This is a genomic window from Pantoea sp. BS_8, assembly GCF_041954965.1.
In the GTDB taxonomy this organism is placed as follows: Bacteria; Pseudomonadota; Gammaproteobacteria; order Enterobacterales; family Enterobacteriaceae; genus Pantoea; species Pantoea stewartii.
On the sequence record NZ_JAVAXU010000013.1, the window covers coordinates 17,723 to 41,889 of the forward strand.

The 24,167-nt window shown below is 56.6% G+C and carries 19 protein-coding genes; 10 read left to right on the plus strand and 9 right to left on the minus strand.

Features of this window, described 5'->3' with window-relative positions; all coding sequences use genetic code 11:
* Nucleotides 1–51 precede the first annotated feature (51 nt).
* The gene (locus tag RAC65_RS19125) at nucleotides 52–402 is read left to right on the plus strand and encodes an SH3 domain-containing protein (RefSeq protein WP_110268096.1); all 351 of its coding nucleotides are present in this window, start codon (nucleotides 52–54) and stop codon (nucleotides 400–402) included.
* Between the two features lie 63 nt (nucleotides 403–465).
* On the opposite strand, the gene lptG is transcribed toward RAC65_RS19125, so the two are convergent.
* On the minus strand, nucleotides 466–1,542 hold the full coding sequence (lptG, locus tag RAC65_RS19130; protein WP_033739231.1) for an LPS export ABC transporter permease LptG: 1,077 nt from the start codon (nucleotides 1,540–1,542) through the stop codon (nucleotides 466–468).
* A complete protein-coding gene (gene lptF, locus RAC65_RS19135; protein ID WP_033739230.1) occupies nucleotides 1,542–2,642 on the minus strand; it encodes an LPS export ABC transporter permease LptF in 1,101 nt (366 codons plus the stop codon). Before lptF ends, lptG begins: the two co-directional genes overlap by 1 nt.
* Nucleotides 2,643–2,910: 268 nt before the next feature.
* Between lptF and pepA the strand changes: the two genes are divergently transcribed.
* From pepA to RAC65_RS19155, 4 genes are all read left to right on the plus strand, one after another.
* Entirely contained in the window at nucleotides 2,911–4,422 is a 1,512-nt protein-coding gene (gene pepA, locus RAC65_RS19140; protein WP_033739229.1) for a leucyl aminopeptidase, read from the plus strand.
* A 69-nt stretch (nucleotides 4,423–4,491) separates the two neighbouring features.
* On the plus strand, nucleotides 4,492–4,950 hold the full coding sequence (locus RAC65_RS19145; protein ID WP_033739228.1) for a DNA polymerase III subunit chi: 459 nt from the start codon (nucleotides 4,492–4,494) through the stop codon (nucleotides 4,948–4,950).
* A 5-nt stretch (nucleotides 4,951–4,955) separates the two neighbouring features.
* The gene (locus RAC65_RS19150; protein WP_325991743.1) at nucleotides 4,956–7,811 is read left to right on the plus strand and encodes a valine--tRNA ligase; all 2,856 of its coding nucleotides are present in this window, start codon (nucleotides 4,956–4,958) and stop codon (nucleotides 7,809–7,811) included.
* A gap of 81 nt (nucleotides 7,812–7,892) precedes the next feature.
* Nucleotides 7,893–8,390: a GNAT family N-acetyltransferase gene (locus tag RAC65_RS19155; RefSeq protein ID WP_052133190.1), complete on the plus strand. Its 498-nt coding sequence runs from the start codon at nucleotides 7,893–7,895 to the stop codon at nucleotides 8,388–8,390.
* Between the two features lie 5 nt (nucleotides 8,391–8,395).
* On the opposite strand, the gene RAC65_RS19160 is transcribed toward RAC65_RS19155, so the two are convergent.
* Both RAC65_RS19160 and rraB read right to left on the minus strand, forming a co-directional pair.
* On the minus strand, nucleotides 8,396–9,157 hold the full coding sequence (locus RAC65_RS19160) for a tRNA-(ms[2]io[6]A)-hydroxylase (protein WP_033739224.1): 762 nt from the start codon (nucleotides 9,155–9,157) through the stop codon (nucleotides 8,396–8,398).
* Nucleotides 9,158–9,214: 57 nt separating this feature from the next.
* Nucleotides 9,215–9,637, minus strand: coding sequence for a ribonuclease E inhibitor RraB (rraB, locus tag RAC65_RS19165; protein ID WP_006121795.1), 423 nt, complete (start codon nucleotides 9,635–9,637; stop codon nucleotides 9,215–9,217).
* 163 nt (nucleotides 9,638–9,800) lie between these two features.
* Here rraB and argF point away from each other — a divergent pair, with 163 nt between their 5' ends.
* The 4 genes from argF (at nucleotide 9,801) to ridA (ending at nucleotide 12,930) form a co-directional block, all read left to right on the plus strand.
* Nucleotides 9,801–10,808, plus strand: coding sequence for an ornithine carbamoyltransferase (gene argF, locus RAC65_RS19170; protein ID WP_006121794.1), 1,008 nt, complete (start codon nucleotides 9,801–9,803; stop codon nucleotides 10,806–10,808).
* 242 nt (nucleotides 10,809–11,050) lie between these two features.
* On the plus strand, nucleotides 11,051–11,986 hold the full coding sequence (gene pyrB / locus RAC65_RS19175; protein ID WP_039338874.1) for an aspartate carbamoyltransferase: 936 nt from the start codon (nucleotides 11,051–11,053) through the stop codon (nucleotides 11,984–11,986).
* Between the two features lie 10 nt (nucleotides 11,987–11,996).
* A complete protein-coding gene (gene pyrI / locus RAC65_RS19180; protein ID WP_054634587.1) occupies nucleotides 11,997–12,461 on the plus strand; it encodes an aspartate carbamoyltransferase regulatory subunit in 465 nt (154 codons plus the stop codon).
* Nucleotides 12,462–12,543: 82 nt separating this feature from the next.
* Complete coding sequence (ridA, locus tag RAC65_RS19185; protein WP_006121790.1) at nucleotides 12,544–12,930, plus strand: 2-iminobutanoate/2-iminopropanoate deaminase; 387 nt, start codon at nucleotides 12,544–12,546, stop codon at nucleotides 12,928–12,930.
* Between the two features lie 98 nt (nucleotides 12,931–13,028).
* Here the strand turns inward: ridA and RAC65_RS19190 are convergent, their stop codons facing one another.
* The 5 genes from RAC65_RS19190 to RAC65_RS19210 all read right to left on the minus strand — a co-directional run bounded on the left by RAC65_RS19190 (nucleotide 13,029) and on the right by RAC65_RS19210 (nucleotide 22,948).
* Entirely contained in the window at nucleotides 13,029–14,678 is a 1,650-nt protein-coding gene (locus RAC65_RS19190; protein ID WP_324029188.1) for a methyl-accepting chemotaxis protein, read from the minus strand.
* Nucleotides 14,679–14,985: 307 nt separating this feature from the next.
* Nucleotides 14,986–16,179, minus strand: a complete 1,194-nt coding sequence (gene lplT, locus RAC65_RS19195) for a lysophospholipid transporter LplT (RefSeq protein WP_324029189.1) — start codon at nucleotides 16,177–16,179, stop codon at nucleotides 14,986–14,988.
* Entirely contained in the window at nucleotides 16,176–18,326 is a 2,151-nt protein-coding gene (aas, locus tag RAC65_RS19200) for a bifunctional acyl-ACP--phospholipid O-acyltransferase/long-chain-fatty-acid--ACP ligase (RefSeq protein ID WP_375097053.1), read from the minus strand. Before aas ends, lplT begins: the two co-directional genes overlap by 4 nt.
* 334 nt (nucleotides 18,327–18,660) lie before the next feature.
* Complete coding sequence (locus RAC65_RS19205; RefSeq protein WP_039338881.1) at nucleotides 18,661–20,400, minus strand: penicillin-binding transpeptidase domain-containing protein; 1,740 nt, start codon at nucleotides 20,398–20,400, stop codon at nucleotides 18,661–18,663.
* Nucleotides 20,401–20,674: 274 nt separating this feature from the next.
* Nucleotides 20,675–22,948 carry a molybdopterin guanine dinucleotide-containing S/N-oxide reductase gene (locus tag RAC65_RS19210; protein WP_283788746.1) on the minus strand — a complete coding sequence of 758 codons (2,274 nt, stop codon included), beginning with the start codon at nucleotides 22,946–22,948 and terminating at the stop codon, nucleotides 20,675–20,677.
* Between the two features lie 187 nt (nucleotides 22,949–23,135).
* On the opposite strand from RAC65_RS19210, the gene galR reads away from it, so the two are divergent.
* A complete protein-coding gene (gene galR / locus RAC65_RS19215) occupies nucleotides 23,136–24,146 on the plus strand; it encodes an HTH-type transcriptional regulator GalR (protein WP_039338882.1) in 1,011 nt (336 codons plus the stop codon).
* The last annotated feature ends 21 nt before the right edge of the window (nucleotides 24,147–24,167 follow it).

Here is a 24,167-nt window from a genome sequence, read left to right on the forward strand (position 1 = left end):
AGGGATTTCCCCTCTATAATGATTGCGGTGTTTCAGGCCAGAGAGAACATGATGAGACGGCGAGCATGCGTGATAAAGCGTTATGTGTCTGCATATCCCGATCCCCTTTTCGTGGAGGCAGGCGACGTTGCGGTGGTCAGCCACTGTGATCTGGCATGGCGAGGCTGGCTGTGGATAATTTTGCCCGGTGGAAAAGCAGGCTGGGCACCTCAGCAATACTTTTCGCTACGTAGTCCAAATCAGGTTATCTGTCGGCAAGCCTACAGTGCGCAGGAACTGACGGTCAGTCCTGGTGAGCCGGTGAGCGTAACGACATCGCTGAACGACTGGTACTGGGCTGAACGCGCATCGGGCGAGTGCGGCTGGGTGCCTGGAGAATGCATCAGGCTGTTGGATGACTGACCGATGCGTAGTAGCTGCAAACAAAAAGGCCGCCTTTCGGGCGGCCTTTTTCACGGCAGACGCTTAACGCCGTTTCACCAGCATAAACAGACTGATGGCAAAGAAGACGAAACTTGGCAGTATCGCGCCGAAAATCGGCGGCAGGCCGTAAACCAGGCTGAGCGGGCCGAAAATCTGGTCCAGCACATAGAACAGAAAGCCGAAGCTGATGCCGGTCACCACGCGAACGCCCATTGAAACGCTGCGCAGGGGGCCGAAGATAAACGACAGCGCCATCAGCATCATCACCGCAACCGACAGCGGCTGGAAGATCTTGCTCCACATATTCAGGCGGTAACGACCGGATTCCTGGCCGCTCTGCTTCAGGTATTTACTGTAATCGTAAAGGCCGGTAATCGAGAGCGCATCCGGATCCAGCGCCACCACGCCCAGCTTGTCAGGCGTCAGATTTGTTTTCCATTCGCCGCCCAGGCTTTGTGAGCCGGTAATTTGTTTGGGATCGGTGAGGTTCGATTCATCCACCTGCGACAGCACCCACAGCTTTTTGTCTTTATCCCACTTGGCCGAGGCCGCGTAGCGAACATTCTCTAAGCGGCGCGCGTCGTTGAAGTTATAAATACTGACGCCATCGATCTCATCGTCGCCTTTAATGCGCTCAATGTAGATAAAGCTGTTGCCGTCTTTTGCCCACAGGCCGTTTTGTGTTGAAACCAGCGCGCCGCCGTAGAGCTGCTGCGCGCGGAAATTACGCGCCATCTGCTCGCCCTGCGGGGCAACGAACTCGCCGATAGCCATGGTCAACAGGACCAGCGGAATCGCCGTTTTCATCACCGACAGCGCCACCTGCATGCGGGTAAAACCCGCCGCCTGCATCACGACCAGCTCACTGCGCTGCGCCAGCGTTCCCAGTCCCAGCAATGCGCCTAACAGGGCGGCCATCGGGAAGAAGATTTCGATATCTTTTGGCACGCTCAGCAAGGTGTAGTAGCCCGCATCCAGCGCGCTGTATGCACCCTGCCCGGTCTTACGCAACTGATCGACAAACTTGATGATGCCGGACAGCGAGACCAGCATAAACAGCGTGAGCAGAATGGTATTAAAGATGGTTTTACCAATGTAGCGATCAAGAACGCGAAACATCAGATCGATCCTCCGCGTGAAAAGCGCGCGCGAATCCGGCGCGCAGGCACCGTATCCCACAGGTTAAGCACAATCGCTAACGCCAGGTAGCTGAGGTTAACCACCCACATCCAGATGGCCGGATCCAGGCGGCCTTTGGCTCCACTTGAACGCAACGAACTCTGCAGCAGGAAGAAGATCAGGTACAGCAGCATGGCGGGCAGCATGGACAGTACGCGCCCCTGACGTGGATTGACTACGCTGAGTGGTACCACCATCAGGGCCATCACCAGCACAGAGAACACCAGCGTCAGACGCCAGTGAAACTCGGCCTTAAATTCCGGCGTGTTGTTAGCGTAGAGCGTACTCAGGGGAGCCTGATCCACATCGTTAGGATCCAGCGTCGCCTGTTTATAGCCTATATAGGCCTGGTAGTTGGTGAAATCCGTAATACGGAAATCACGTAACAACGCTGTGCCCTCAAAGCGAGTACCTTTATCCAGGGTGACGATCTGCGAACCGTCTTTTTCCTGTTGCATATGGCCGCTGTCGGCCAGCACGACGGACGGGCGGGCATTGCCTTTTGGCCGTAGCTGCGCCAGGAAGACATGGCCGAAATGGTTGCCTTTTACGTCTTCCACGAACAGCACATTATTGCCGTCGCTGGAGGTCTGGAACTGCCCGGCCGCCATGGCCGCTGCGCCGGGGTTGGCCTTGGCGTTTTGCGTAACCTGATCCTGATAACGTGACGACCAGGGGCCGAGCCAGATGACGTTAATCGCGGCCACAATCGACGTGAACAGCATCAGAATCATCGCCGCTTTGACCAGCACCGCTTTGCTCAGCCCGCAGGCGTGCATCACGGTGATTTCACTTTCCGTATACAGCCTTCCCAGCGTCATTAAAATCGCCAGAAACAGGCTAAGGGGCAGAATAAGTTGCGCCATTTCAGGCACACCGAGTCCTAACAGCGTCAGAACAAGGTTTGTCGGCACTTCGCCATCCACCGCAGCCCCTAAAATCCTGACCAACTTCTGGCAGAAGAAGATCAACAACAGGATAAACAGGATAGCCAGCTGGCTTTTGAGCGTTTCCCGAACCAGATATCTAATAATGATCACGCTTAATACGCCTGTGAAAACTTGTCTTTTTGCAGGAAAATCGCTAATTTCAACGCTTATTAGCCATTTTTCTTCATAAATGGCCGAAGCCAGCGCTAAAAATGTATACGAATTGCAAGTGGGTGGTGAAAAAACAACACGTTGTCACCCTGATTCATTACGACCGTCGACAGCATGCTAGCATGTTGCACCGATTAATAAATGAGTCATGAATGCGCTACATTCTAGCGGCAGCTACGGCTGTTGTCTTTAAGATTCAGGAGAGTGCATGGAGTTCAGTGTAAAAAGCGGTAGTCCGGAAAAACAGCGCAGTGCATGCATTGTAGTTGGTGTTTTCGAACCGCGCCGTCTGTCACCGATTGCCGAGCAGCTAGATAAAATCAGCGATGGCTATATCAGCGCCCTGCTGCGCCGCGGTGAGCTGGAAGGTAAAGTGGGTCAGACGCTGCTGCTGCATCATGTGCCGAATATCCTGTCAGAACGTATTTTGCTGATTGGCTGCGGCAAAGAACGCGAGCTGGATGAGCGTCAGTACAAGCAGGTGATTCAGAAAACCATTAACACGCTGAATGACACCGGCTCGATGGAAGCCGTGTGCTTCCTGACCGAACTGCACGTCAAAGGGCGCAACACCTACTGGAAAGTGCGTCAGGCTGTCGAAACCTCTAAAGAGGCGCTGTATAACTTCGACCAGTTGAAGAGCAACAAAGCCGAACCGCGCCGTCCTTTGCGCAAGCTGGTGTTTAACGTGCCGACCCGCCGTGAGTTAACCAGCGGAGAACGGGCGATTCAGCACGGCCTGGCCGTTGCGGCGGGCGTGAAAGCGGCCAAAGATCTGGGCAACATGCCGCCAAATATCTGTAATCCGGCTTACCTGGCTTCTCAGGCGCGTCAGCTGGCGGATGCCTACAGTAAACACATCTCAACCCGCGTGATTGGCGAGCAGCAAATGAAAGAGCTGGGCATGAACGCCTATCTTGCCGTCGGGGCCGGTTCGCACAATGAATCCCTGATGTCGGTGATTGAGTACAAAGGCAACCCGGATACCGATGCACGCCCCATCGTGCTGGTCGGTAAAGGGCTGACCTTCGACTCCGGCGGTATTTCTATTAAGCCTGCGGACAGCATGGATGAAATGAAGTACGACATGTGCGGTGCGGCATCCGTTTATGGCGTGATGCGCATGGTCGCCGAGCTGAACCTGCCGCTGAACGTCGTGGGCGTACTGGTCGGCTGTGAAAACATGCCGGACGGCAAATCCATGCGCCCGGGCGATGTGCTGACCACCATGTCTGGCCAGACCGTTGAAGTGCTGAATACCGATGCCGAAGGTCGCCTGGTGCTGTGCGATGCCCTGACCTACGTCGAGCGTTTTGATCCGGAAGTGGTCATCGACGTGGCGACGCTGACCGGCGCCTGCGTGATCGCGCTGGGCCATCACGTCAGCGGCCTGCTGTCGAACCACAACCCGCTGGCCCATGAGCTAATCAGCGCGTCAGAACAGTCGGGCGACCGCGCCTGGCGCCTGCCGATGGCCGATGAGTACCAGGAACAGCTGGAATCCAATTTTGCCGATATGGCCAACATCGGTGGCCGTCCGGGCGGCGCGATTACCGCCGCTTGCTTCCTGGCGCGTTTTGCGCGCAAATATAACTGGGCGCACCTGGACATCGCCGGCACCGCGTGGCGCTCCGGCAAGGCCAAAGGGGCCACCGGCCGTCCGGTGCCGATGCTGTCACAGTTCCTGCTGAACCGTGCAGGTCTGAACGGCGACGACTAAACGCCCAGGCAACCGAACCAACCGGGGTGGACGCCATGTCGCCCCGCTTTTCTTTTAGCAGGCAATTCGATGAAAAACGCAACCTTCTACGTGCTGGAAACCGATGCATCCCGCGACGGCTTAACCGCTGTGGAAGCGCTGGTGTGCGATCTGGCGGAAACACGCTGGCGGGCCGGTAAGCGAGTGCTCATCGCCTGTGAAGATGAGCAGCAAGCCATTCGGCTGGATGAGGCGCTCTGGCAGCGCCCTGCCAATGCCTTTGTGCCACATAATCTGGCTGGCGAAGGCCCGCGCTACGGCGCACCGGTCGAGCTGGCCTGGCCGCAGCGTCGGGGCAATTCACCGCGCGACCTGCTGATCAGCCTGCTGCCGCAGTTTGCAGATTTTGCTACTGCTTTCCATGAAGTGATAGACTTCGTTCCTTATGAAGAATCGCTCAAACAGTTAGCGCGCGATCGCTATAAAGCCTATCGCAGCGTTGGCTTCCAATTGAATACGGCAACGCCACCACAGCCGCAAACGACATAGCAGAAATGGATAAGACATATAACCCGCAAGATATCGAGCAGCCGCTTTACGAGCACTGGGAAAAGCAGGGCTACTTCAAACCGAATGGCGACACCAGCCAGGAAAGCTTTTGCATCATGATCCCGCCGCCGAACGTCACCGGTAGCTTGCACATGGGTCACGCCTTCCAGCAAACCATCATGGATACCATGATTCGCTACCAGCGCATGCAGGGCAAAAATACCCTGTGGCAGGCCGGTACCGACCATGCGGGCATCGCCACGCAGATGGTGGTTGAGCGTAAGATCGCCGCAGAAGAAGGCAAAACCCGTCAGGATTACGGTCGTGATGCCTTTATCGACAAAATCTGGCAGTGGAAAGCCGAATCCGGCGGCACCATTACCCGCCAGATGCGCCGCCTGGGCAACTCTGTGGACTGGGAGCGTGAACGCTTCACCATGGATGAAGGCCTGTCCAATGCCGTAAAAGAAGTGTTTGTGCGCCTGTACAAAGAGAACCTGATTTACCGCGGCAAGCGTCTGGTGAACTGGGATCCGAAACTGCGCACCGCGATCTCTGACCTGGAAGTGGAAAACCGTGAGAGCAAAGGCTCCATGTGGCACATCCGCTATCCGCTGGCCAACGGCGCCAAAACCGCCGACGGGAAAGATTATCTGGTTGTCGCCACCACGCGTCCGGAAACGCTGCTGGGCGATACCGGCGTAGCCGTGAACCCGGACGATCCACGTTATAAAGATCTGATCGGCAAGTTTGTCATGCTGCCGCTGGTTGATCGCCTGATCCCAATCGTGGGTGACGAGCACGCGGATATGGAAAAAGGCACCGGCTGCGTGAAAATTACCCCGGCGCACGACTTCAACGACTATGAAGTGGGCCGTCGTCATAAGCTGCCGATGATCAACATCCTGACCTTTGACGGGGATATCCGTGAAAGCGCGCAGGTTTACGATACCAACGGCGAAGCCAGCACTGTCTACAGTGACGCGATCCCGACTGCGTTCCAGAAGATGGAACGGTTTGCGGCGCGTAAAGCCATCGTGGCCGCGGTGGACGAACTGGGCCTGCTGGAAGAGATCAAACCACACGATCTGACCGTTCCTTACGGCGACCGCGGCGGTGTGGTCATCGAGCCGATGCTGACCGACCAATGGTACGTCCGCACGGCACCGCTGGCAAAAGTGGCCGTTGAAGCCGTTGAGAACGGCGATATTCAGTTTGTACCAAAACAGTACGAGAACATGTACTTCTCCTGGATGCGTGACATTCAGGACTGGTGTATTTCCCGTCAGCTGTGGTGGGGTCACCGCATTCCGGCCTGGTACGATAACGACGGCAACGTATACGTTGGTCGCACCGAAGACGAAGTGCGTAGTGAAAACAACCTGGCCGCCGATGTGGCGCTGCGCCAGGACGACGACGTACTGGATACCTGGTTCTCCTCAGGTCTGTGGACGTTCTCAACGCTGGGCTGGCCGGAAAACACCGAGGCCTTGCGGACCTTCCACCCGACCAGCGTGCTGGTCAGTGGTTTTGACATTATCTTCTTCTGGATTGCCCGCATGATCATGCTGACCATGCACTTCATCAAAGATGAAAACGGCAAACCGCAGGTGCCGTTTAAAACCGTCTATATGACCGGTTTGATCCGCGATGAAGAAGGCCAGAAGATGTCCAAATCCAAGGGCAACGTGATTGACCCGCTGGATATGGTTGACGGCATTTCGCTGGAAGATCTGCTGGAAAAACGCACCGGTAACATGATGCAGCCGCAGCTGGCCGAGAAAATCCGTAAGCGCACCGAGAAACAGTTCCCGAACGGTATTGAGCCATCCGGTACCGATGCGCTGCGCTTTACGCTGGCCGCGCTGGCATCAACCGGTCGTGATATCAACTGGGACATGAAGCGCCTGGAAGGTTATCGCAACTTCTGTAATAAGCTGTGGAACGCCAGCCGCTTTGTGCTGATGAACACCGAAGATCAGGATTGTGGTCAGAACGGTGGCGAGATGACGCTGTCGCTGGCCGATCGCTGGATTCTGACCGAGTTCAACCATACGGTGAAAGCTTACCGTGAAGCCCTGGACAGCTATCGCTTCGATATCGCCGCCAACATTCTGTATGACTTCACCTGGAACCAGTTCTGTGACTGGTACCTGGAGCTGACCAAGCCGGTGATGAACAGCGGTAGCGAAGCAGAACTGCGCGGTACGCGCCATACGCTGGTTCATGTACTGGAAGCGCTGCTGCGCCTGGCGCACCCGATCATTCCGTTCATCACGGAAACCATCTGGCAGCGCGTGAAGGGCCTGAAAAATATCAGCGATGACACCATCATGCTGCAGCCGTTCCCGCAGTTTGATGCGGCGAAAGAAGATGCCGACGCCAAAGCCGACATTGAGTGGATGAAGCAGGCGATCATCGCGGTGCGTAACATCCGTGCGGAGATGAACATCGCGCCGAGCAAGCTGCTGGATGTGCTGCTGCGTGACTGCTCGCCGGCGGCCCAGCGCCGCGTTGAGGCCAACCGTAACTTCCTGTCGCGCCTGGCGCGTCTGGAAAGCCTGACCATTCTGCCTGCGGGCGAGAAAGGGCCGGTTTCGGTGACCAAAATTGTCGAAGGCGCCGAGCTCCTGATCCCGATGGCGGATCTGGTGGATAAGGCCGCCGAGCTGGAACGTCTGGCGAAAGAGCTGGTGAAACTCGATGTTGAAATCGAGAAGATTCAGACCAAGCTGGCCAACGAAGGCTTTGTGTCCCGTGCCCCGGAAGCGGTCGTCGCCAAAGAGCGTGAACGCGTTGCCGACATGGAACAGTCCAAAGCAAAACTGATTGAACAGCAGGCGGTGATTGCGGCATTGTAATGCGTCGTAGTCCGATAGCTTGAACCTGAAGCCGGGCTTTGCCCGGCTTTTTTATTGCGCTGACTTTGTACCGGAATCCTGATGAGAACCACTGCCGATATTCAGCTGCGGCCCATTACTGCCGCCGACAATCCCCATATCGCCCGGGTCATCCGCGACGTCTCTGCGGAATTTGGCCTGACGGCGGATAAAGGCTACACCGTTGCCGATCCTAATCTGGACCAGTTGTTTGAGCTGTACAGCGCTGAACACAGCGCTTACTGGGTGGTGGAACATCAGGGGAAGGTGATGGGCGGCGGCGGCATTGCCCCGCTCGCCTGCAGCGCGCCGGATATCTGTGAACTGCAAAAGATGTATTTCCTGCCCGCTATCCGCGGCTTCGGCGTGGCGCGCGAACTGGCGCTGTTAGCCATGGATCATGCGCGCCAGCGGGGCTTTCGTCGTTGCTATCTGGAAACCACCGGCAGCCTGACGCGCGCCATTAAGCTTTATGAATCGCTGGGCTTTGCGCGTATCGACCATGCGCTGGGCTGCACCGGCCATGGCGACTGCGAGTTCAGGATGCTGAAAACGCTGTAACGCCGTCAAAAAGCCGGGACGCCGCTGTGAAAGCGCAGCTCCGTGTCCGGCTCACTAATCAGCCTGGCCTCCGCTTCACCAATCGCCCGTACGCGCGCCGTAATGTCTTTGGGTGATATCTGTGCCGCCAGCGCCAGGTAATCCTGGTAATGGCGGGCTTCAGAACGCAGCAGCGAGATATAAAACTTCTCGAGTTCACTGTCCAGGAAAGGCGCCAGGCTGGCAAACCGTTCGCAGGAGCGCGCTTCGATATAGGCACCGCAAATCAGCTTATCCACCAGCGTATCGGGTTCGTGCGTGGTCACTTCGCGCAGCAGCCCTTTGGCGTAACGACTTGAGGTGATTTTCTCGTACACCAGACCACGCGACTGCATAATTTCCCACACCTGGTAAAAGTGATGCAGCTCTTCTTTAATCAGCAGCACCATTTTCTCTACCAGATCGTCCGCCCACGGTAGCGCATTGCGTACGATGATCGTTTTAGTCAGATTTTTATGGGCGTTGATAAAATCGCTGTCGCCGTCTTCGCGAAAGATAAAATTCTCGTAAGGCCGCAGCCACGCCAGAATCCGGTCTCCACTTGGCTTGTCGGCGACATATTTGCGAATCAGCCAGACGGCGGTCTGTGCGGCTTTCAGTTCACACACCAGATGGTCGGTCAGGAGCAGTGTGAGGTTTTCAGGTTTGCGCGCTTCATCAATCCAGGCCTGCGGCGTGCGGCAGTGTAAAAATTGCTGTATCGGTTCAAGTAAGGGTGCGTAATTCATGAATTTCAGACAGGGCCGGAAAACAGAAAAGGCGGAGCAGACTCCGCCCTCGTCAGATTAGTGGCGAATGCCGTTATCGTCTTCGTCGATGACATCGCCATCGTCTTCATCGTCATCCTGGGCATTCGGATCTTCAAAGTAGGTGCCCCAGCCGTCGTAGTCGACATTATATTTTGCCACCAGATTCACCAGCTGCTCTACCTGCGCGTCGATCAGCTCCGCTTTCAACGCGCCTTCGCTGAGAATGTCCACGCACATGACGGTGGTGCCGTCTTCCAGCTCCAGCTCTTCCGGCTCGGTGACTTCATAGCCCAGCTTAAACGCGTCCACCGCCGCTTTTTCCAGCGAGTCAAAGTTATTACAGGAGAGATGGTGCTCAATGGTATAGAGCGCATCGGGATCGCTGCCATCCTCTAACAGTTCTTCGATGATCAGCCGCGTCTCTTCACGCTGCTCTTCCAACAATGCTTCAAATGCCATGGCGATATCCTCTCTGAGTTCGGCAATAAGTCATTATTTTCCCATACTGCCTGTCGCGCCACTACACAAAACAGAAAAGATTATTCTCGCCAGGGTTGAAAATGCATATTCATACGGTTAAATTGAATTTTAATTCATTACGAAACCCGTACCGGAGTGCTGTATGAGTCAGTTGTATCACCGTCATTTTCTCAGGCTGCTGGATTTTACCCCGGCCGAGATCGATTACCTGCTTGCCCTGTCTGCCGAATTAAAACACGCCAAAAAAACCGCCAGCGAAACCCAATACCTGAAAGGCAAAAACATCGCGCTCATCTTCGAAAAAGACTCGACCCGCACCCGATGCTCTTTCGAAGTTGCCGCCTACGATCAGGGAGCTAACGTCACGTATCTTGGCCCGAGCGGCAGCCAGATCGGCCATAAAGAGTCGATGAAAGACACCGCACGCGTGCTGGGCCGCATGTATGATGGCATTCAGTATCGGGGTTACGGTCAGGCACTGGTGGAAACGCTGGCCGAGCACGCGGGCGTGCCGGTCTGGAACGGCCTGACCACCGAGTTTCACCCCACCCAGTTGCTGGCTGACCTGCTGACCATGCAGGAGCATCTGCCCGCTACACCGCTGAATAAGATGACGCTGGTATACGTTGGCGATGCCCGCAATAACATGGGCAACAGCATGCTGGAAGCCGCCGCGCTGGTCGGGCTGGATCTGCGCATGGTTGCGCCACAAAGCTGCTGGCCGGAAGCCGGGCTGGTCGCAGAATGCCGTCAGGTCGCCGAAAAGACCGGCGGTAAAATCACCCTGACGGCGGATATTGCCGAGGGCGTAAAAGGTGCCGATTTTATCTATACCGACGTCTGGGTTTCCATGGGCGAAGCCAAAGCGGTGTGGGAAGAACGGATTGCCCTGCTGCGCGACTATCAGGTGAACCGTGCGATGCTGGCGCTGACAGGCAACCCGGCGGTGAAATTCCTGCACTGCTTACCGGCTTTCCATGACGATCAGACCACGCTGGGCCGCCAGATGGCAGAACAGTATGGCCTTAAAGACGGCATGGAAGTCAGCAATGAGGTCTTTGAGTCGGCACACAGCATCGTGTTTGACCAGGCTGAAAACCGGATGCACACCATCAAAGCGGTAATGGTCGCCACGCTGGGACAGCGCTAATCAGACAGACGCAAACGGTTACCTGTTACGCGATTTTTCCTTGATGCCAACCCGCGATGGCGTATAATGCGCCACAATTTGCCGGAGGAAACATGCAACAGCATCGTGGACAATGTGACGCGCTATCTCGCCTGACCGCAGGCGGCACCGCTGTTTCTTTCCGTCATCGAACCGATCTCAAAAAAGCCCCTTTCTAAGGGGCTTTTTTTTGTCCGCAATCCGGCCGCGCAGAGGAGAGAGCTATGGCTAACCCGCTATATCGCAAGCACATCATTTCAATTAACGATCTCAGCCGCGACGAGCTGGAGCTGGTGCTGCATACCGCCGCCCGGCTCAAAGCCAACCCTCAGCCGGAACTGCTGAAACACAACGTGATCGCCAGTTGCTTCTTTGAAGCCTCCACCCGCACCCGGCTGTCGTTTGAAACCGCCATTCATCGCCTGGGTGCCTCCGCCGTCGGCTTTGCCGATGGCAGTAACACCTCGCTGGGCAAGAAGGGGGAAACCCTGGCGGATACCATTTCCGTCATCAGCACCTATGTGGACGCGATTGTGATGCGTCATCCGCAGGAAGGGGCAGCCCGACTGGCCACGGAGTTCTCCAACGGCATTCCCATTCTGAACGCGGGCGACGGCGCGAATCAGCACCCGACACAAACGCTGCTGGACCTGTTTACTCTCCACGAAACCCAGGGTCGTCTCAGCAATCTGAACGTGGCCATGGTGGGCGATCTCAAATATGGCCGTACCGTTCACTCGCTGACCCAGGCGCTGGCCAAGTTCGACGGTAACCGCTTCTTCTTTATCGCGCCGGATGCGCTGGCAATGCCTGCCTATATCACCGATATGCTGGATGAGCAGAATATTGCCTGGTCGCGCCATGACAGCTTTGAAGAGGTGATGCCTGAGCTGGATATTCTCTATATGACCCGCGTGCAAAAAGAGCGGCTCGATCCCTCAGAATATGCCAACGTCAAAGCCCAGTTTATTTTACGGGCAGCCGATCTGGTCGGGGCCCGCGATAACATGAAAGTGCTGCATCCGCTGCCCCGTATTGATGAAATTACCCCTGACGTGGACACCACGCCGTACGCCTGGTATTTCCAGCAGGCAGGTAACGGTATTTATGCGCGCCAGGCCCTGCTGGCGCTGGTACTGAACAGCGACATCGCCCTGTAAGGAGTGAACAATGAGCCACGATAACAAACTGCAGGTCGAAGCCATCAAAAACGGCACGGTTATCGATCATATCCCGGCGCAGGTGGGCTTTAAGCTCCTGTCGCTGTTTCGCCTGACCGAAACTGACCAGCGCATCACTATTGGTCTGAACCTGCCGTCAGGTGAAATGGGCCGTAAGGACCTGATCAAGATCGAAAACACCTACCTGACCGACGATCAGATCAATCAGCTGGCGTTCTATGCGCCGCATGCGACGGTCAACCGCATCGACGACTATGAAGTGGTGGCCAAGATCGCCCCGACGCTGCCGGATCACATCGATCGGGTGCTTACCTGCCCGAACAGCAACTGCATCAGCCGCAGCGAGCCGGTGTTCTCCAGCTTCGCCGTCAAGCACCGCGCCGATGAAGTGCACCTGAAGTGCAAATACTGTGAGAAAGAGTTCGCCCGCCATGTCGTGCTGGGCCACTTTTAATCGTCCCGGGCGCGCCTATAATGGAACGCGTTCTGTTGCGGGCGGCATCGTTGCTGCCCCGGCCTTACTTTAAGGAGAAATGATGTCTCGTGAAATCAGTACGGAAAAAGCCCCTGCGGCCATTGGCCCTTACGTACAGGGCGTTGATCTCGGCAACATGATCATCACCTCGGGCCAGATTCCCGTGAACCCGGCCACCGGTGAGGTCGCCGATGATGTGTCTGCGCAGGCACGTCAGTCGCTGGAAAACGTGAAGGCAATCGTGGAAGCGGCGGGACTGACGGTAGGCGATATCGTTAAAACCACCGTGTTCGTGAAAGATCTGAATGACTTTGCGACCGTAAACGCCACCTACGAGGCGTTCTTTACTGAGCACAAGGCAAACTTCCCGGCGCGCTCGTGCGTGGAAGTCGCCCGTCTGCCAAAAGATGTGAAGATTGAAATCGAAGCGATTGCACTGCGTCGCTGATAAAACGCGTGCGCACCGGGTGCGCACGCGGCTTTCGGTCTGCCATTAAGCACGGAATTTGCCCTGCTTAACGCCGACCGTTCACGGTGTAATCAGCCTTAAAAGCTTTGCCAGTTATCCTGTCCGCCTGTCGCCAGAGCCATCACGGGTTTGGGCGCAACAACGGCTGTGGGTTGGCGCTGAGGCGTCACATCAGCCGCCTGCTGATCCGCGAGCGTAAACCTGCGCACCAGCGCAGCCAGGCCGTTGGCCTGCTCCTGTAGTGAGAGCGATGCGGCCGAGGCTTCTTCCACCAGGGCCGCATTCTGCTGGGTCACGTCGTCCATCTGATTGACCGCCTGATGCACCTGCGCGATCCCCTGGCTCTGCTCTGTGGCAGCAGCGGCGATTTCGTTAACCAGATCGGTAACCTGACTGACCGCACCGCGCATCGTCTCCATATTCTGATTCACGTTATCCGCCTGGGACGTTCCCGATTCAATCAACGCATTCGACGACTGAATCAGCGTTTTGATTTCACGGGCGGCGGTGGTGGAACGCTGCGACAAATTGCGCACTTCCCCTGCCACGACCGCAAAGCCGCGCCCGTGTTCGCCGGCTCGCGCCGCTTCAACCGCCGCGTTCAGCGCCAGAATATTGGTCTGAAACGCAATGCCTTCAATCAGGGTGATAATGTCGCCCACCTTGCCCGCGCTGTCACGGATCGACGTCATGGTATCCAGCATGGTAGTGAGCGCCGCAGAGCTGGTTTCGGAGAGGTTGCGCGTGTTTTCAGCCAGATTGCTCGCCTGGCGCGTGTTGTCGGCGGTCTGTCTGACGGTTTCGCTTATTTGCGTCATGCTGGCAGCCGTTTGCTCCAGCGAGGCAGCCTGCTCTTCTGTACGGGCAGACAAATCCTCATTCCCTGCCGCAATCTGTGCCGACGCACTGCTGACGGACTGCGAGGCACTGCTGACCGCATGCATAGCGGACGAAATGCTTGTCATCAGACGATTATAAGAGCGTGCCATGATACCGACTTCATCACGGCGGCTGTCATCGGCCTTCAGGGAAAGATCAAGCGTATTGCTGGCGCGTTCCATCAGCCCGCCCATGGCATTCAGGCTGCGGCGGACGCGCAAGATGGTCAGTATCGTCAGCATCCCCAGGCCAGTAATCGCCAGGGCAATACCGGCGGCCATGCCCCATTTGGTCAGCCGATAAATATGCTGGTTTTGCAGGCGTAACGCTTCACCCATTTTGCTGTTAAATTCAAACTGATCGCGGTAACTGTTTTTTAGCTGGGTGATGGCGCCGCCAATACCTTCATCATCACTTAACAGCGCCAGGCTGCGTTCATTCTGATGTGCCCGGGAAGCCGTGAGAAATGCCGGAAGATTTTGTTTAACGGCATCGATTAACCGGAATGACTTTTCTGTCATCACCCGATCGTCATCGTTGGTAATGTCGTTATCGAAATAATATTTCGTCAGTGTCGAAATGTCCTCAATGCGTTTTTGAATAACCGCTTCGAGACTGGCCAGCTTGCCGCTCTCATCCTCTGTCTGATGACGATATAACGCCACAGAGAGGCGATTACTTTCATCCACCAGCCGGTTTAATACCTTGAGCGAATCAATCGTGTTTACCTGCACATATTCAAATCTCGCCTGAAAACCGGCGAGAAGTGAAAGCGTTACGATCCCCAGAATAATCAACGAACCTGCTAAAAGCGAAAAAGCCAGAGAAAGTCTTTGCGTCATATTCATTAAACCGAGCTCCTTTCTTTCCTCCGAGCCTATTCCCGAAGGAAGCCAGAAATTAATCGGCAATAATAAATAAAAATTTATTTCAATTTTTTTAAACCTGAATTCGATTTCAAGTTTAAATTAATTATTCATTGCAAAAAATTATCGAAGTTAAATAAACGACCGAAAAAAAACAATAACAAAATAAACTATATTTTTTTGAATAGTAAATTTTTGGTGATACATCAAAAAAAGGCGTAATACCCTCGGGGCCAGCATAAAGGAGAAAAGCGGAACCGCGGGGACAGCGCGCCCCGCGGTTGTTGCATCAGGTGCGGGAAGACGGACGCCACAGCCACAGGAGGGTAATCGCCAGCGCGAACAAGGCGCCAAAGCCAATGCCGGTCGCCACGGCGGGCGCACCGGCGCGAATAGCCAGCGTATACAGCGCCAACATGATGAGCATGGCGGTGTTTTCAATCAGGTTCTGCACTGCAATCGCATTGCCCGCGCCGACGCTCTGTTGACCGCGTTCCTGAAGCAGCGCGTTGAGGGGTACAACAAAGAAACCGCCCAGCACGCCGATGATCATCAGCAGCAGGTAAGCATTCAGCAGGGTATGTTGCAGGGCGAAAATCACCACCATCACGCCGATCAGAACGCCCGCGGGCATACAGCGGCGCACGGTTTCCAGCGTCACCAGCTTTGCCGCCAGTGCCGCGCCCACCACAATCCCTACCGCGACCATAGCATTCAGCATGGTCGGCGTTTTGTTGTCGCTGATGCCCAGCGCCACGGGTACCCACAGCACCAGCAGAAAACGCAGCGTTACACCTGCGCCCCAAAACAGACTGGTACCGAGCAGAGAAAATCGGGTTTCGGCATTGTTCCACAGCAGGCGCGTCGCGCGGAGAAAACGGCCCAGCATGGCCGCCACATTCCAGCTCTGCCCCGGACGCGCGGCGCGCAGTCTGGGAATAAACAGGTTCGCCACCACCGCCACCGCATAGGTCAGAGCACAGGCGGCCAGTGCGGCAACCAGATTCCAGTCCGACAGGATGCCGCCCGCCACCGAGCCCAGCAGAATAGCTGCAATGGTGGAGGCTTCCATCAGCCCGTTGGCTTTAACCAGCTTTTCGCCATGCGCAATTTCAACCAGAATGCCGTACTTCGCCGGGGAGTACGCGGCAGCCCCGATTCCCACCAGGGTGTAACCCAGGAAAGGATTAAAACCGAAGCAGATCACCATCGCACCGAGCAACTTCAGGCTGTTGGCAAACATCATGGCCCGGCCTTTGGCAATGCTGTCTGCCATCTGGCCGACAAAGGGCGCAAGCAGAATATAAGTGGCAACAAACAGCATCTGCAGTACCGGCTGGCTCCAGTCGGGATAGAACTGGTTTTTCAGCAACGCCAGCGTGGCAAACAGCAGGGCGTTATCGCCGAACGCGGAGAAAAACTGCGCCACGATTACCGCTATCATGCCGCGCGACAGTAACGGCGCATCACGTTCTGGGATCATGCCTGGTCCTCTTCCGCCATTTTCTTCAGGGTGACATAGTCAGGTTTGCCACTGCCCAGCAGCGGCAGCTGTTTGACCACGCGGATATCGCGCGGTACGGCCAGATCCGCGGCACCCAGCGACCGGGCCGCCTTTTGCAAATCCTCACGCGCTAAGGCGCTGTCGGTAGTAAACAGCACTAATGCTTCACCCCGATTACCGTCGGGCCGCAGCGAGGCCGCGTGCTGTTTATCCGGCGACGCGCTCAGGGCGATCTGCTCGACCACTTCCAGCGAGACCATTTCCCCGGCAATTTTGGCAAAGCGCTTCGCCCGGCCCTGGATCTGGCAGAATCCGCCGTCATCAAAGCTGACGATATCGCCGGTATCGTACCAGCCCGCTTCCATCTGCCCTTCCCCGTTGTCCGCCGCCGGGGTTTCCAGTACGCCGGGATTCTCCACCCGCAGGTAGCCTTTCATGATATTTGGACCACGCAGTTGCAGCCGCCCGCCCTGTTCAATGCCCGGCACGGACATCAGGCGCGAATCCATTCCCGGCAGAATACGACCTACCGTGTGCGCTTTGGCGGCCATGGGCACGTTGATGGCGACAACAGGCGCGCATTCGGTGACGCCATAGCCTTCCAGAATCCGGATGCCGTATTTTTCCATGTACAGCTGGCGCGTGTTCTCCTGCAGTTTTTCTGCCCCCGCGACCACATAGCGCAGACGGGCAAAGTCATAAGGCTGCGCAAAACGGGCGTAATTCCCCAGGAAGGTTGAAGTGCCAAACAGCACGGTACAGTTGCGGTCGTACACCAACTCAGGCACCACGCGGTAGTGCAGCGGACTGGGATACAGAAAGACCTGCGCCCCGGTCATCAGCGGCGTAAACAGCCCCACAGTCAAGCCGAAGGCATGGAACAGCGGCAACGCTGACATAAAGCGATCGCGTGGCGTAAAGTCGGCTACCGTGCGAATCTGCTCAACGTTCGCCAGCAGGCTTTTATGAGAATGCACCACGCCTTTCGGATGCCCTTCGGAGCCAGAGGTAAACAGCACCATCGCGGCATCTTCCGGCTGTTGCGTCACCTGCGCCTGACGCGGCACCAGCAAATGCGCCAGTATCCAGAGCTTATCCTGCAACGTGACGGTATCTTTCAGATCTTCCAGATAGATCCACCGCACCTCGGTCAGCGCCTGCGGCAGATGCCACAGGTTGCCTTTATCCAGGAACTGCCGCGACGTGAACACGGTCTTTACCTGTGACGCAGTCAGCGCCGCACGCAGGCCCGTTACGCCCGCAGAGTAGTTCAGCATGGCGGGCACGCGCCCACGTAATGATGCGCCCAGGATCGCCGCCGCCGTGACCGTGGCGTTGGGCAGCAGCAACCCGACGTAATCGCCAGGCTGGCTGTACCGTTGCAGAATGCGTCCAACGCCCAGCGCTTTTTTCAGCAGGCCGGTATAGCTGTCGGGTTTGAAATTCACGTCTTCGATGCACCGCTTAAACGCGCCATAGCGCTGACGGGCACTCAGAAAAGCCTCATACAGGGTTTCCCTGGGTCGCACCGCCATGCGTGCTTCCATCATAATATGGTGCAGGTGCTCTCCGGCCAGCACGCGACGGTCGCGGGCGCGCTTCGCCTCGGGCATCGGAATGTGGGTGCCGGGTAAAATGCTCAGGGTAATACGGGGAAACAGGCGACGCTTGAAAACGCCCGCCAGGCGACCGAACGGCGTAAATTCTGCCCCTTCAATGCGCATCGGCACCACGGTCGCGCCGGATTTGGCTGCGACAAAGCCCGCGCCGCTGTAAATCTTCATCAGCGATCCGGTCACGGTAATGCGGCCTTCGGGGAAAATAACCACCGGGCGGCCGCTGTCGATGAGCCGCACCAGCTGCTTCAGCGCCATCGGCTTCATAGGATCGAGCGGCACGAAATCCGCATAGGGTTTTATCAGGCGTAAAAACCAGTGTTCGCTAATAGACGAGTAGATTGCAAATACTGGCTTAACGGGCAGAAACAGCGCCAGTAGCGCGCCATCCAGGAATGAAGTGTGATTGGGCGTAATCAACACTTTCTGCTTGCGCAGCTCAGCGGTATCGCCCCGCAGTTCAACCCGCCACAGCAGGCGAAAAAGCAGACGGAAAAAAGTGAATAGCATGCCGGCTCCTTAGCATGGTGAAAACAGCCACTCACGATGCAGGATTTAGCGGTAATCGACAACTGATTATTGGCGGATGCGCCGGAGAAAGCTGACGCAGATCATGACAAGACCAGGCCAGATTTCAGGCAAAAAAAACCCACGCATCTGCGTGGGTCGGTGTAATAACGACTGGCCTTGCCGGAGCAGTGCCCGTTTTCACACCCATCAATACCTCTGGGATTTCTATCCTCTCACCCTTTAGTCGGTCAGAGACAGATGAAAAAAGAAAATGAATTCGCCGAAATGAAACGAGGTGTAAAAACATCCACACCTCGCTTACAGTTTGATTTGATTAGGATTTATCTGAACCGTTATCCACAGGCTTACTGTAGATAGCATCGGGGGCGATATTCATGTGCTTCAGCACCGGCCCCATGATGTTGCCGAATACCGGCGCGGCCACGGAGCCACCAAAGTGATCGCCAGCGGTCGGGTGGTTAATCATGACGACCAGCGCCACTTCAGGATGGCTGGCGGGAGCAATACCAGCGGTGTAGTTCACATAGCCGCCGTCATATTTACCGCTGCTGCCCATTTTCTCCGCTGTCCCGGTTTTGGTAGCCAGACGATAGCCGGGTACCGCCGCCTTCACCCCGGTCCCGCCCGGTAAGACGTCACTTTCCAGCATATGCACCACTTCTTTCACCGTTTCAGGATTGGCCACCTGCTTGCCCAGCACGGGTGGCGTGACCTTGGTGATCGACAGCGGACGATAAACCCCATAGGAACCCAGCGTGGCATATTCCCGGGCAATCTGTAGCGGCGTCACGCGTAAACCATAGCCGAAGGAGAAGGTCGCGCGTTCGATATCGGCCCAGCGCGTGCGGTGCAGCGGGAAGTAGCCGACGCTTTCGCCGGTTAAGCCCAGTCCGGTGGGTTTACCGAGGCCAAAGGCATAGTAGGTGTTCACCAGGGCTTCCGCAGGCATTGCCAGGGCAATATGCGAGACGCCGATATCGCTCGATTTTTGCAGGATGCCGGTCATCGTCAGACGCGGCCAGTGCCCGACGTCACGGATCAGGTGGCCGTTCACGCGATAAGGCGTGGTATCCAGTACAGAATCCGGTCGCACCAGGTGGCGCTCCAGCCCTTCCATCACTACCAGCGGTTTCACTGTCGAACCCGGTTCATAACTGTCGTTGATGGCGGTATTGCGCATCTGTGCCGGTGTGGCACCCTGGTAGTTGTTGGGGTTGAACGACGGATAAGAGGCCATCGCCAGAATCTCGCCGGTATCAATTTTGACCAGCACCGCCGCACCGGAGTCGGCCTTGTTGAGCAACACGCCGTCACGCAGTTTGCTGTACAGCGTGTACTGGCTGAATTTATCAATGCTGAGCTGTACCGTCGGCGGCTGCGTTGGCGGCTGATAGCTAATCATCGAAATGATATTGCCGGCCGCATCCTGGCGATACACTTCTTTGCCCGGCTGACCCTGCAGCACTTTATCGAAGCCTTTTTCCAGGCCGTTCAGACCGGTGTTGTCAGCACCAACGATGCCGATAAGCGGTGCCGAGGCTTCACTCATCGGATAGAAGCGGCTGTCGTCATAGACCTCACTGATGCCTTTCAGCTTGAGATCTTTGATGTCTTTGGCGATCCCCAGCTCCACTTTACGTCCCAGATAGAGAAAACGACGTTTAGGATTCGCAGTGATCTGTGACGCGACCTCTTCAGGCCGCATGCCCAGCGCCGCCGCCAGATAGGCCCATTTGGCGCTGGTAAAGTCGGGGTTACTTTCCAGTACGCGCTGCGGATCGGCGATCACGTCACGCGAGGGCACGCTGAGTGCCAGTGCCTCACCATTGCGATCCAGTAAGGTGCCCCGGCTGGTGGGCAGCGTCACGGTACGCAGGGAACGCTGATCCGCCTCATGCTCCAGCATCGGCTGATTCAGGAACTGCAAATCGGCCACGCGCGCCAGCAAAACGACCATACAGGCCAATACGCCCAGACAAATCAGGCGAAAACGAAACGGGTTAAACGGGGCTTTTATCTGGTCTTTACCCAGTAATTTTTTTATCCGGGGCATAGCAATCCGCTGCGCTTAAAAAAAAGAGGTCAATCCAGCAGTTATAATCAAAGCGCGGGTGAAAACACAGGAAAACTGTGTATCAGTTCGTTATTGATCGTTTTCCTCGGGGCAAAAAAAACCTGCGTATCTACGCAGGTTGGTGTAATCAAAAAAATCAGTTGATGTTCACCCATCAATACCTCTGGGATCCTGACTGTAGCAAGCGGCGATCCCGTTCTGCCACGACAGAAACGCAACAGTTACCTGCAAAATGTAACCAGCCGTGTGATCCTTACGTATTTGTGCAAACGACATGTTTTTTGATGTCCACGAGGCAACTCATGGCGTTCGGCCCCTGGGTCAGTGACGAGGTGCCGATATCCAGCGTTAAGACATTCGGATTGCCCGCCCGATCAAACGGCTGCCAGGCGTTGCCAAAGCCGGGATCAAACCAGGCACCGGTAGAGATGATCACCACGCCCTGCTTCAGGCCATCGGTTAAACGCACCCCAGCCAGAATCCTGCCGCGCGCATTGCTGACTTCAATCTCATCACCATCGACAATGCCGCGCGGGTTCGCATCCTCAGGATGCATGTACAGCGTTTCATGGCCGGCGGTTTTATTGCCCTGCACGGTGGCAGTGGCATCCAGCTGACTGTGCAAGCGATCCGAGGGCTGAATGGAGATCATATGCAGTGGATAGTCCTGACTTGCCGGCGCTCCCAGCCATTCCCGCGGCTCACGCCATTCCGGGTGACCGGCCATATCCTCCAGCTGATAATCCGCAATGGTCTGGCAGAACAGCTCAATTTTGCCGCTGGCGGTCTGGATCGGATGCGCGAGGGGATCGGCGCGGAAGTCCGCCATAAAGACGTAGGGTTTACCGCCTTCGGGGATTTCAACGAAGCCGCGCTGCCAGAACGCCTCAAATTCGGGGAAAGCAATGCCGCGACGACCATGGGCGACGGCGCATTGTTGGTAAAGATGCGCGATCCACTGCATCTCGTTGCGCCCTTCCGTGAAGGTATCCCGATAGCCCAGTCGCTCGGCCAGATCCGCAAAGATATCAAAGTCGTTACGTGCCTGATGCTGGGGTTTAATCGCCTGATGCATCGCCAGCACAAAGCGATCGCGCGACGAGCCCCCGATATCATTGCGCTCCAGCGTGGTGGTTGCCGGCAGTACGATATCGGCCATCTGTGCGGCCGGTGTCCAGACGATATCCTGCACCACGACGGTATCCGGCTTTTGCCAGCCTTCCACCAGCCGGTTCAACTGCTGATGATGGTGGAACGGGTTGCCGCCCGCCCAGTGCACCATGTGAATGTCCGGGTAGTGCAGGGTTTCGCCCTGGAAGCTATAGGGCTGGCCGGGGTTAAGCAACATGTCACTGATGCGCGCCACGGGAATAGAGAGGCCCGACGGATTGGGCCCGGTACTCATCATCGGCGCGGGCCCTTCCTGGCGCGGATTGCCCACGCTGTTCATGGAGCCGTGACCAAATGAGAAGCCCGCGCCCGGCAGGCCTGGCTGTCCGAGCATGGAGGACAGCGCGATCATCATCCAGTAGGGCTGTTCGCCGCGATGAGCACGCTGGACAGAGTAGGAGCAGGTGATAAAACTGCGTTTGCCGATCAGCTGCTGCGCCAGTTGCACAATGCGCTCCGCCGGGACCGCGGTGATCCGGCTCGCCCAGCCCGCCGTTTTGGCGATGCCATCGCTTTCGCCCAGCAGATAAGCACGCAGCTGCGGCCAGCCGGTGCAGTGACGGGCAAGGAAATCCTCGTCGGTCGCACCGCGCTGATAAATTTCATAACCGAGGGCCAGCATCAGCGCCACATCGGTATTCGGCCGGATCGGGATCCAGTCGGCGCGAACAAATTCAGGGCAGTCGTCGCGCATGGGGCTGATGTTGATGACGGGCGTGCCTTTCGCGGCCAGCTGTTCCAGCGCCGGTTTCAGGCTGTGCTGACCTGCACCGCCGGAAGCCACCTGGGCATTTTTTAGCGCCAGTCCGCCAAAGGCGACAAAAATCTCGGCGTGTTCCACCACCTGCGGCCAGTCGGTGACGCGCCCGGTGAGCGGCATGTAGGTGCCCATGACATAAGGGAGGAAAAACTGCGCTGCGCCCCAGCTGTAGTTGCCTTGCTGATCGACCCCGCCGCCGCCCTGAAAATAGAAACGCCGTACCAGCGTGCGCGCATGGTTGACGCGCCCTGCCGATGACCAGCCGTAAGAGCCATTAAAAATGCCGGAGGCACCGTAGCGTTCACGAATGCGGCGATTTTCCTCAGCCACCAGATCCAGCGCCGTATCCCAGTCAACGGCGACAAAATCTTCACGTCCACGCAAGGTGCGATCGCTGTTCTCGCGGGAGGTTAACCACGAACGCCGCACCATAGGTTGGCGGATGCGTTTATCCGAGTAGACCAGTTCAGGAATGGTGTTGAGCATGGGCGACGGATCGGCGTCGGCAAAAAAAGGTTCGCAACCGATGAGACGGTCGTTTTCGCTTACCGCGGTAAAGGCGCCCCAGTGCGCCAGATGTGGCACTTTTATTTTCATGGTCATCGCTTCGGCAGGTGTTGGGATAAGCAGCATATCACGGGCTGTGACCGTAGCAGAAGGCATCACCCATCGTCTGATTTTGCCCTGTTTGCGACCTTGCTGGCATTCTGTTGGCTTGATGTACGTGCGCTTTTCCGTAACACTGGAGCGATGTGTAAACGTTTCCCCAAAATCAGGTAAACCCATGGCTACCATTAAGGATGTTGCCCGGCTGGCGGGTGTTTCTGTCGCCACGGTTTCCCGCGTGATCAACAATTCGCCTAAGGCCAGTGACAGTTCGCGCCAGGCGGTGAATCAGGCCATGGAATCGCTCCAGTACCATCCAAACGCCAATGCACGGGCGCTGGCACAGCAGTCAACCGAAACCCTGGGGCTGGTGGTGGGCGATGTATCCGACCCGTTCTTTGGCGCGATGGTGAAAGCAGTAGATGAAGTGGCAGGCCAGACAGGCAACTTTTTGCTGATTGGTAACGGTTACCATAATGAGCAAAAAGAGCGCCAGGCTATCGAACAACTGATGCGTCATCGCTGCGCGGCGCTGGTGGTTCACGCCAAGAAAATCCCCGACAGCGAGCTGGAAGTGTTGATGAAGCAGATGCCCGGCATGGTATTAGTGAATCGCCTGCTAAAGGGGTTTGAACAACGCTGTATTGCGCTTGATGACCGCTACGGTGCCTGGCTGGCCACGCGCCATCTGATTCAACTGGGCCATCAAAATATCGCGTTTATCTGTTCCACTCACACCATTTCGGATGCGGAAGACCGCCTGCAGGGCTATTACGATGCCCTGGAAGAGCACGGCCTGCCCTGCAATGACAGGCTGGTCGCCTGGGGCGAACCGGATGAAGTCGGCGGCGAGCAGGCGATGACGGAATTACTGGGACGCGGCAGAAACTTTACTGCCGTAGCCTGCTATAACGACTCTATGGCTGCCGGGGCGCTGGCGGTCTTAAGCGATAATGGCGTACAGGTTCCCGAAGCAATGTCCCTGATCGGTTTTGATGACGTGCTGGTTTCCCGCTACGTTCGCCCGCGCCTGACGACGGTGCGTTATCCCATCGTCACTATGGCGCAGCAAGCCGCCGAACTGGCGCTGGCGCTGGCTCACCACCAGCCCGTTCCTGAAGTGACCAATATGTTCAGCCCGACGTTAGTCCGCCGCCACTCGGTCAGCGGCCCGGCCACCTCGTCCTGAGTTCCTGCTTTGGCGCGGCAT

Bases quoted from the DNA above. Each gene is read 5' to 3' on its own strand.
- RAC65_RS19155 (WP_052133190.1), top strand. From the start codon at position 7,893: ATGAGAACCACTGCCGATATTCAGCTGCGGCCCATTACTGCCGCCGAC.
- pyrI (WP_054634587.1), top strand. From the start codon at position 11,997: ATGAGCCACGATAACAAACTGCAGGTCGAAGCCATCAAAAACGGCACG.
- RAC65_RS19205 (WP_039338881.1), bottom strand. From the start codon at position 20,400: ATGCCCCGGATAAAAAAATTACTGGGTAAAGACCAGATAAAAGCCCCG.
- RAC65_RS19125 (WP_110268096.1), top strand. From the start codon at position 52: ATGAGACGGCGAGCATGCGTGATAAAGCGTTATGTGTCTGCATATCCC.
- ridA (WP_006121790.1), top strand. From the start codon at position 12,544: ATGTCTCGTGAAATCAGTACGGAAAAAGCCCCTGCGGCCATTGGCCCT.
- RAC65_RS19160 (WP_033739224.1), bottom strand. From the start codon at position 9,157: ATGAATTACGCACCCTTACTTGAACCGATACAGCAATTTTTACACTGC.
- RAC65_RS19150 (WP_325991743.1), top strand. From the start codon at position 4,956: ATGGATAAGACATATAACCCGCAAGATATCGAGCAGCCGCTTTACGAG.
- pepA (WP_033739229.1), top strand. From the start codon at position 2,911: ATGGAGTTCAGTGTAAAAAGCGGTAGTCCGGAAAAACAGCGCAGTGCA.
- galR (WP_039338882.1), top strand. From the start codon at position 23,136: ATGGCTACCATTAAGGATGTTGCCCGGCTGGCGGGTGTTTCTGTCGCC.
- lptG (WP_033739231.1), bottom strand. From the start codon at position 1,542: ATGTTTCGCGTTCTTGATCGCTACATTGGTAAAACCATCTTTAATACC.
- rraB (WP_006121795.1), bottom strand. From the start codon at position 9,637: ATGGCATTTGAAGCATTGTTGGAAGAGCAGCGTGAAGAGACGCGGCTG.
- aas (WP_375097053.1), bottom strand. From the start codon at position 18,326: ATGCTATTCACTTTTTTCCGTCTGCTTTTTCGCCTGCTGTGGCGGGTT.
- RAC65_RS19145 (WP_033739228.1), top strand. From the start codon at position 4,492: ATGAAAAACGCAACCTTCTACGTGCTGGAAACCGATGCATCCCGCGAC.
- argF (WP_006121794.1), top strand. From the start codon at position 9,801: ATGAGTCAGTTGTATCACCGTCATTTTCTCAGGCTGCTGGATTTTACC.
- RAC65_RS19210 (WP_283788746.1), bottom strand. From the start codon at position 22,948: ATGAAAATAAAAGTGCCACATCTGGCGCACTGGGGCGCCTTTACCGCG.
- RAC65_RS19190 (WP_324029188.1), bottom strand. From the start codon at position 14,678: ATGAATATGACGCAAAGACTTTCTCTGGCTTTTTCGCTTTTAGCAGGT.
- lplT (WP_324029189.1), bottom strand. From the start codon at position 16,179: ATGATCCCAGAACGTGATGCGCCGTTACTGTCGCGCGGCATGATAGCG.
- pyrB (WP_039338874.1), top strand. From the start codon at position 11,051: ATGGCTAACCCGCTATATCGCAAGCACATCATTTCAATTAACGATCTC.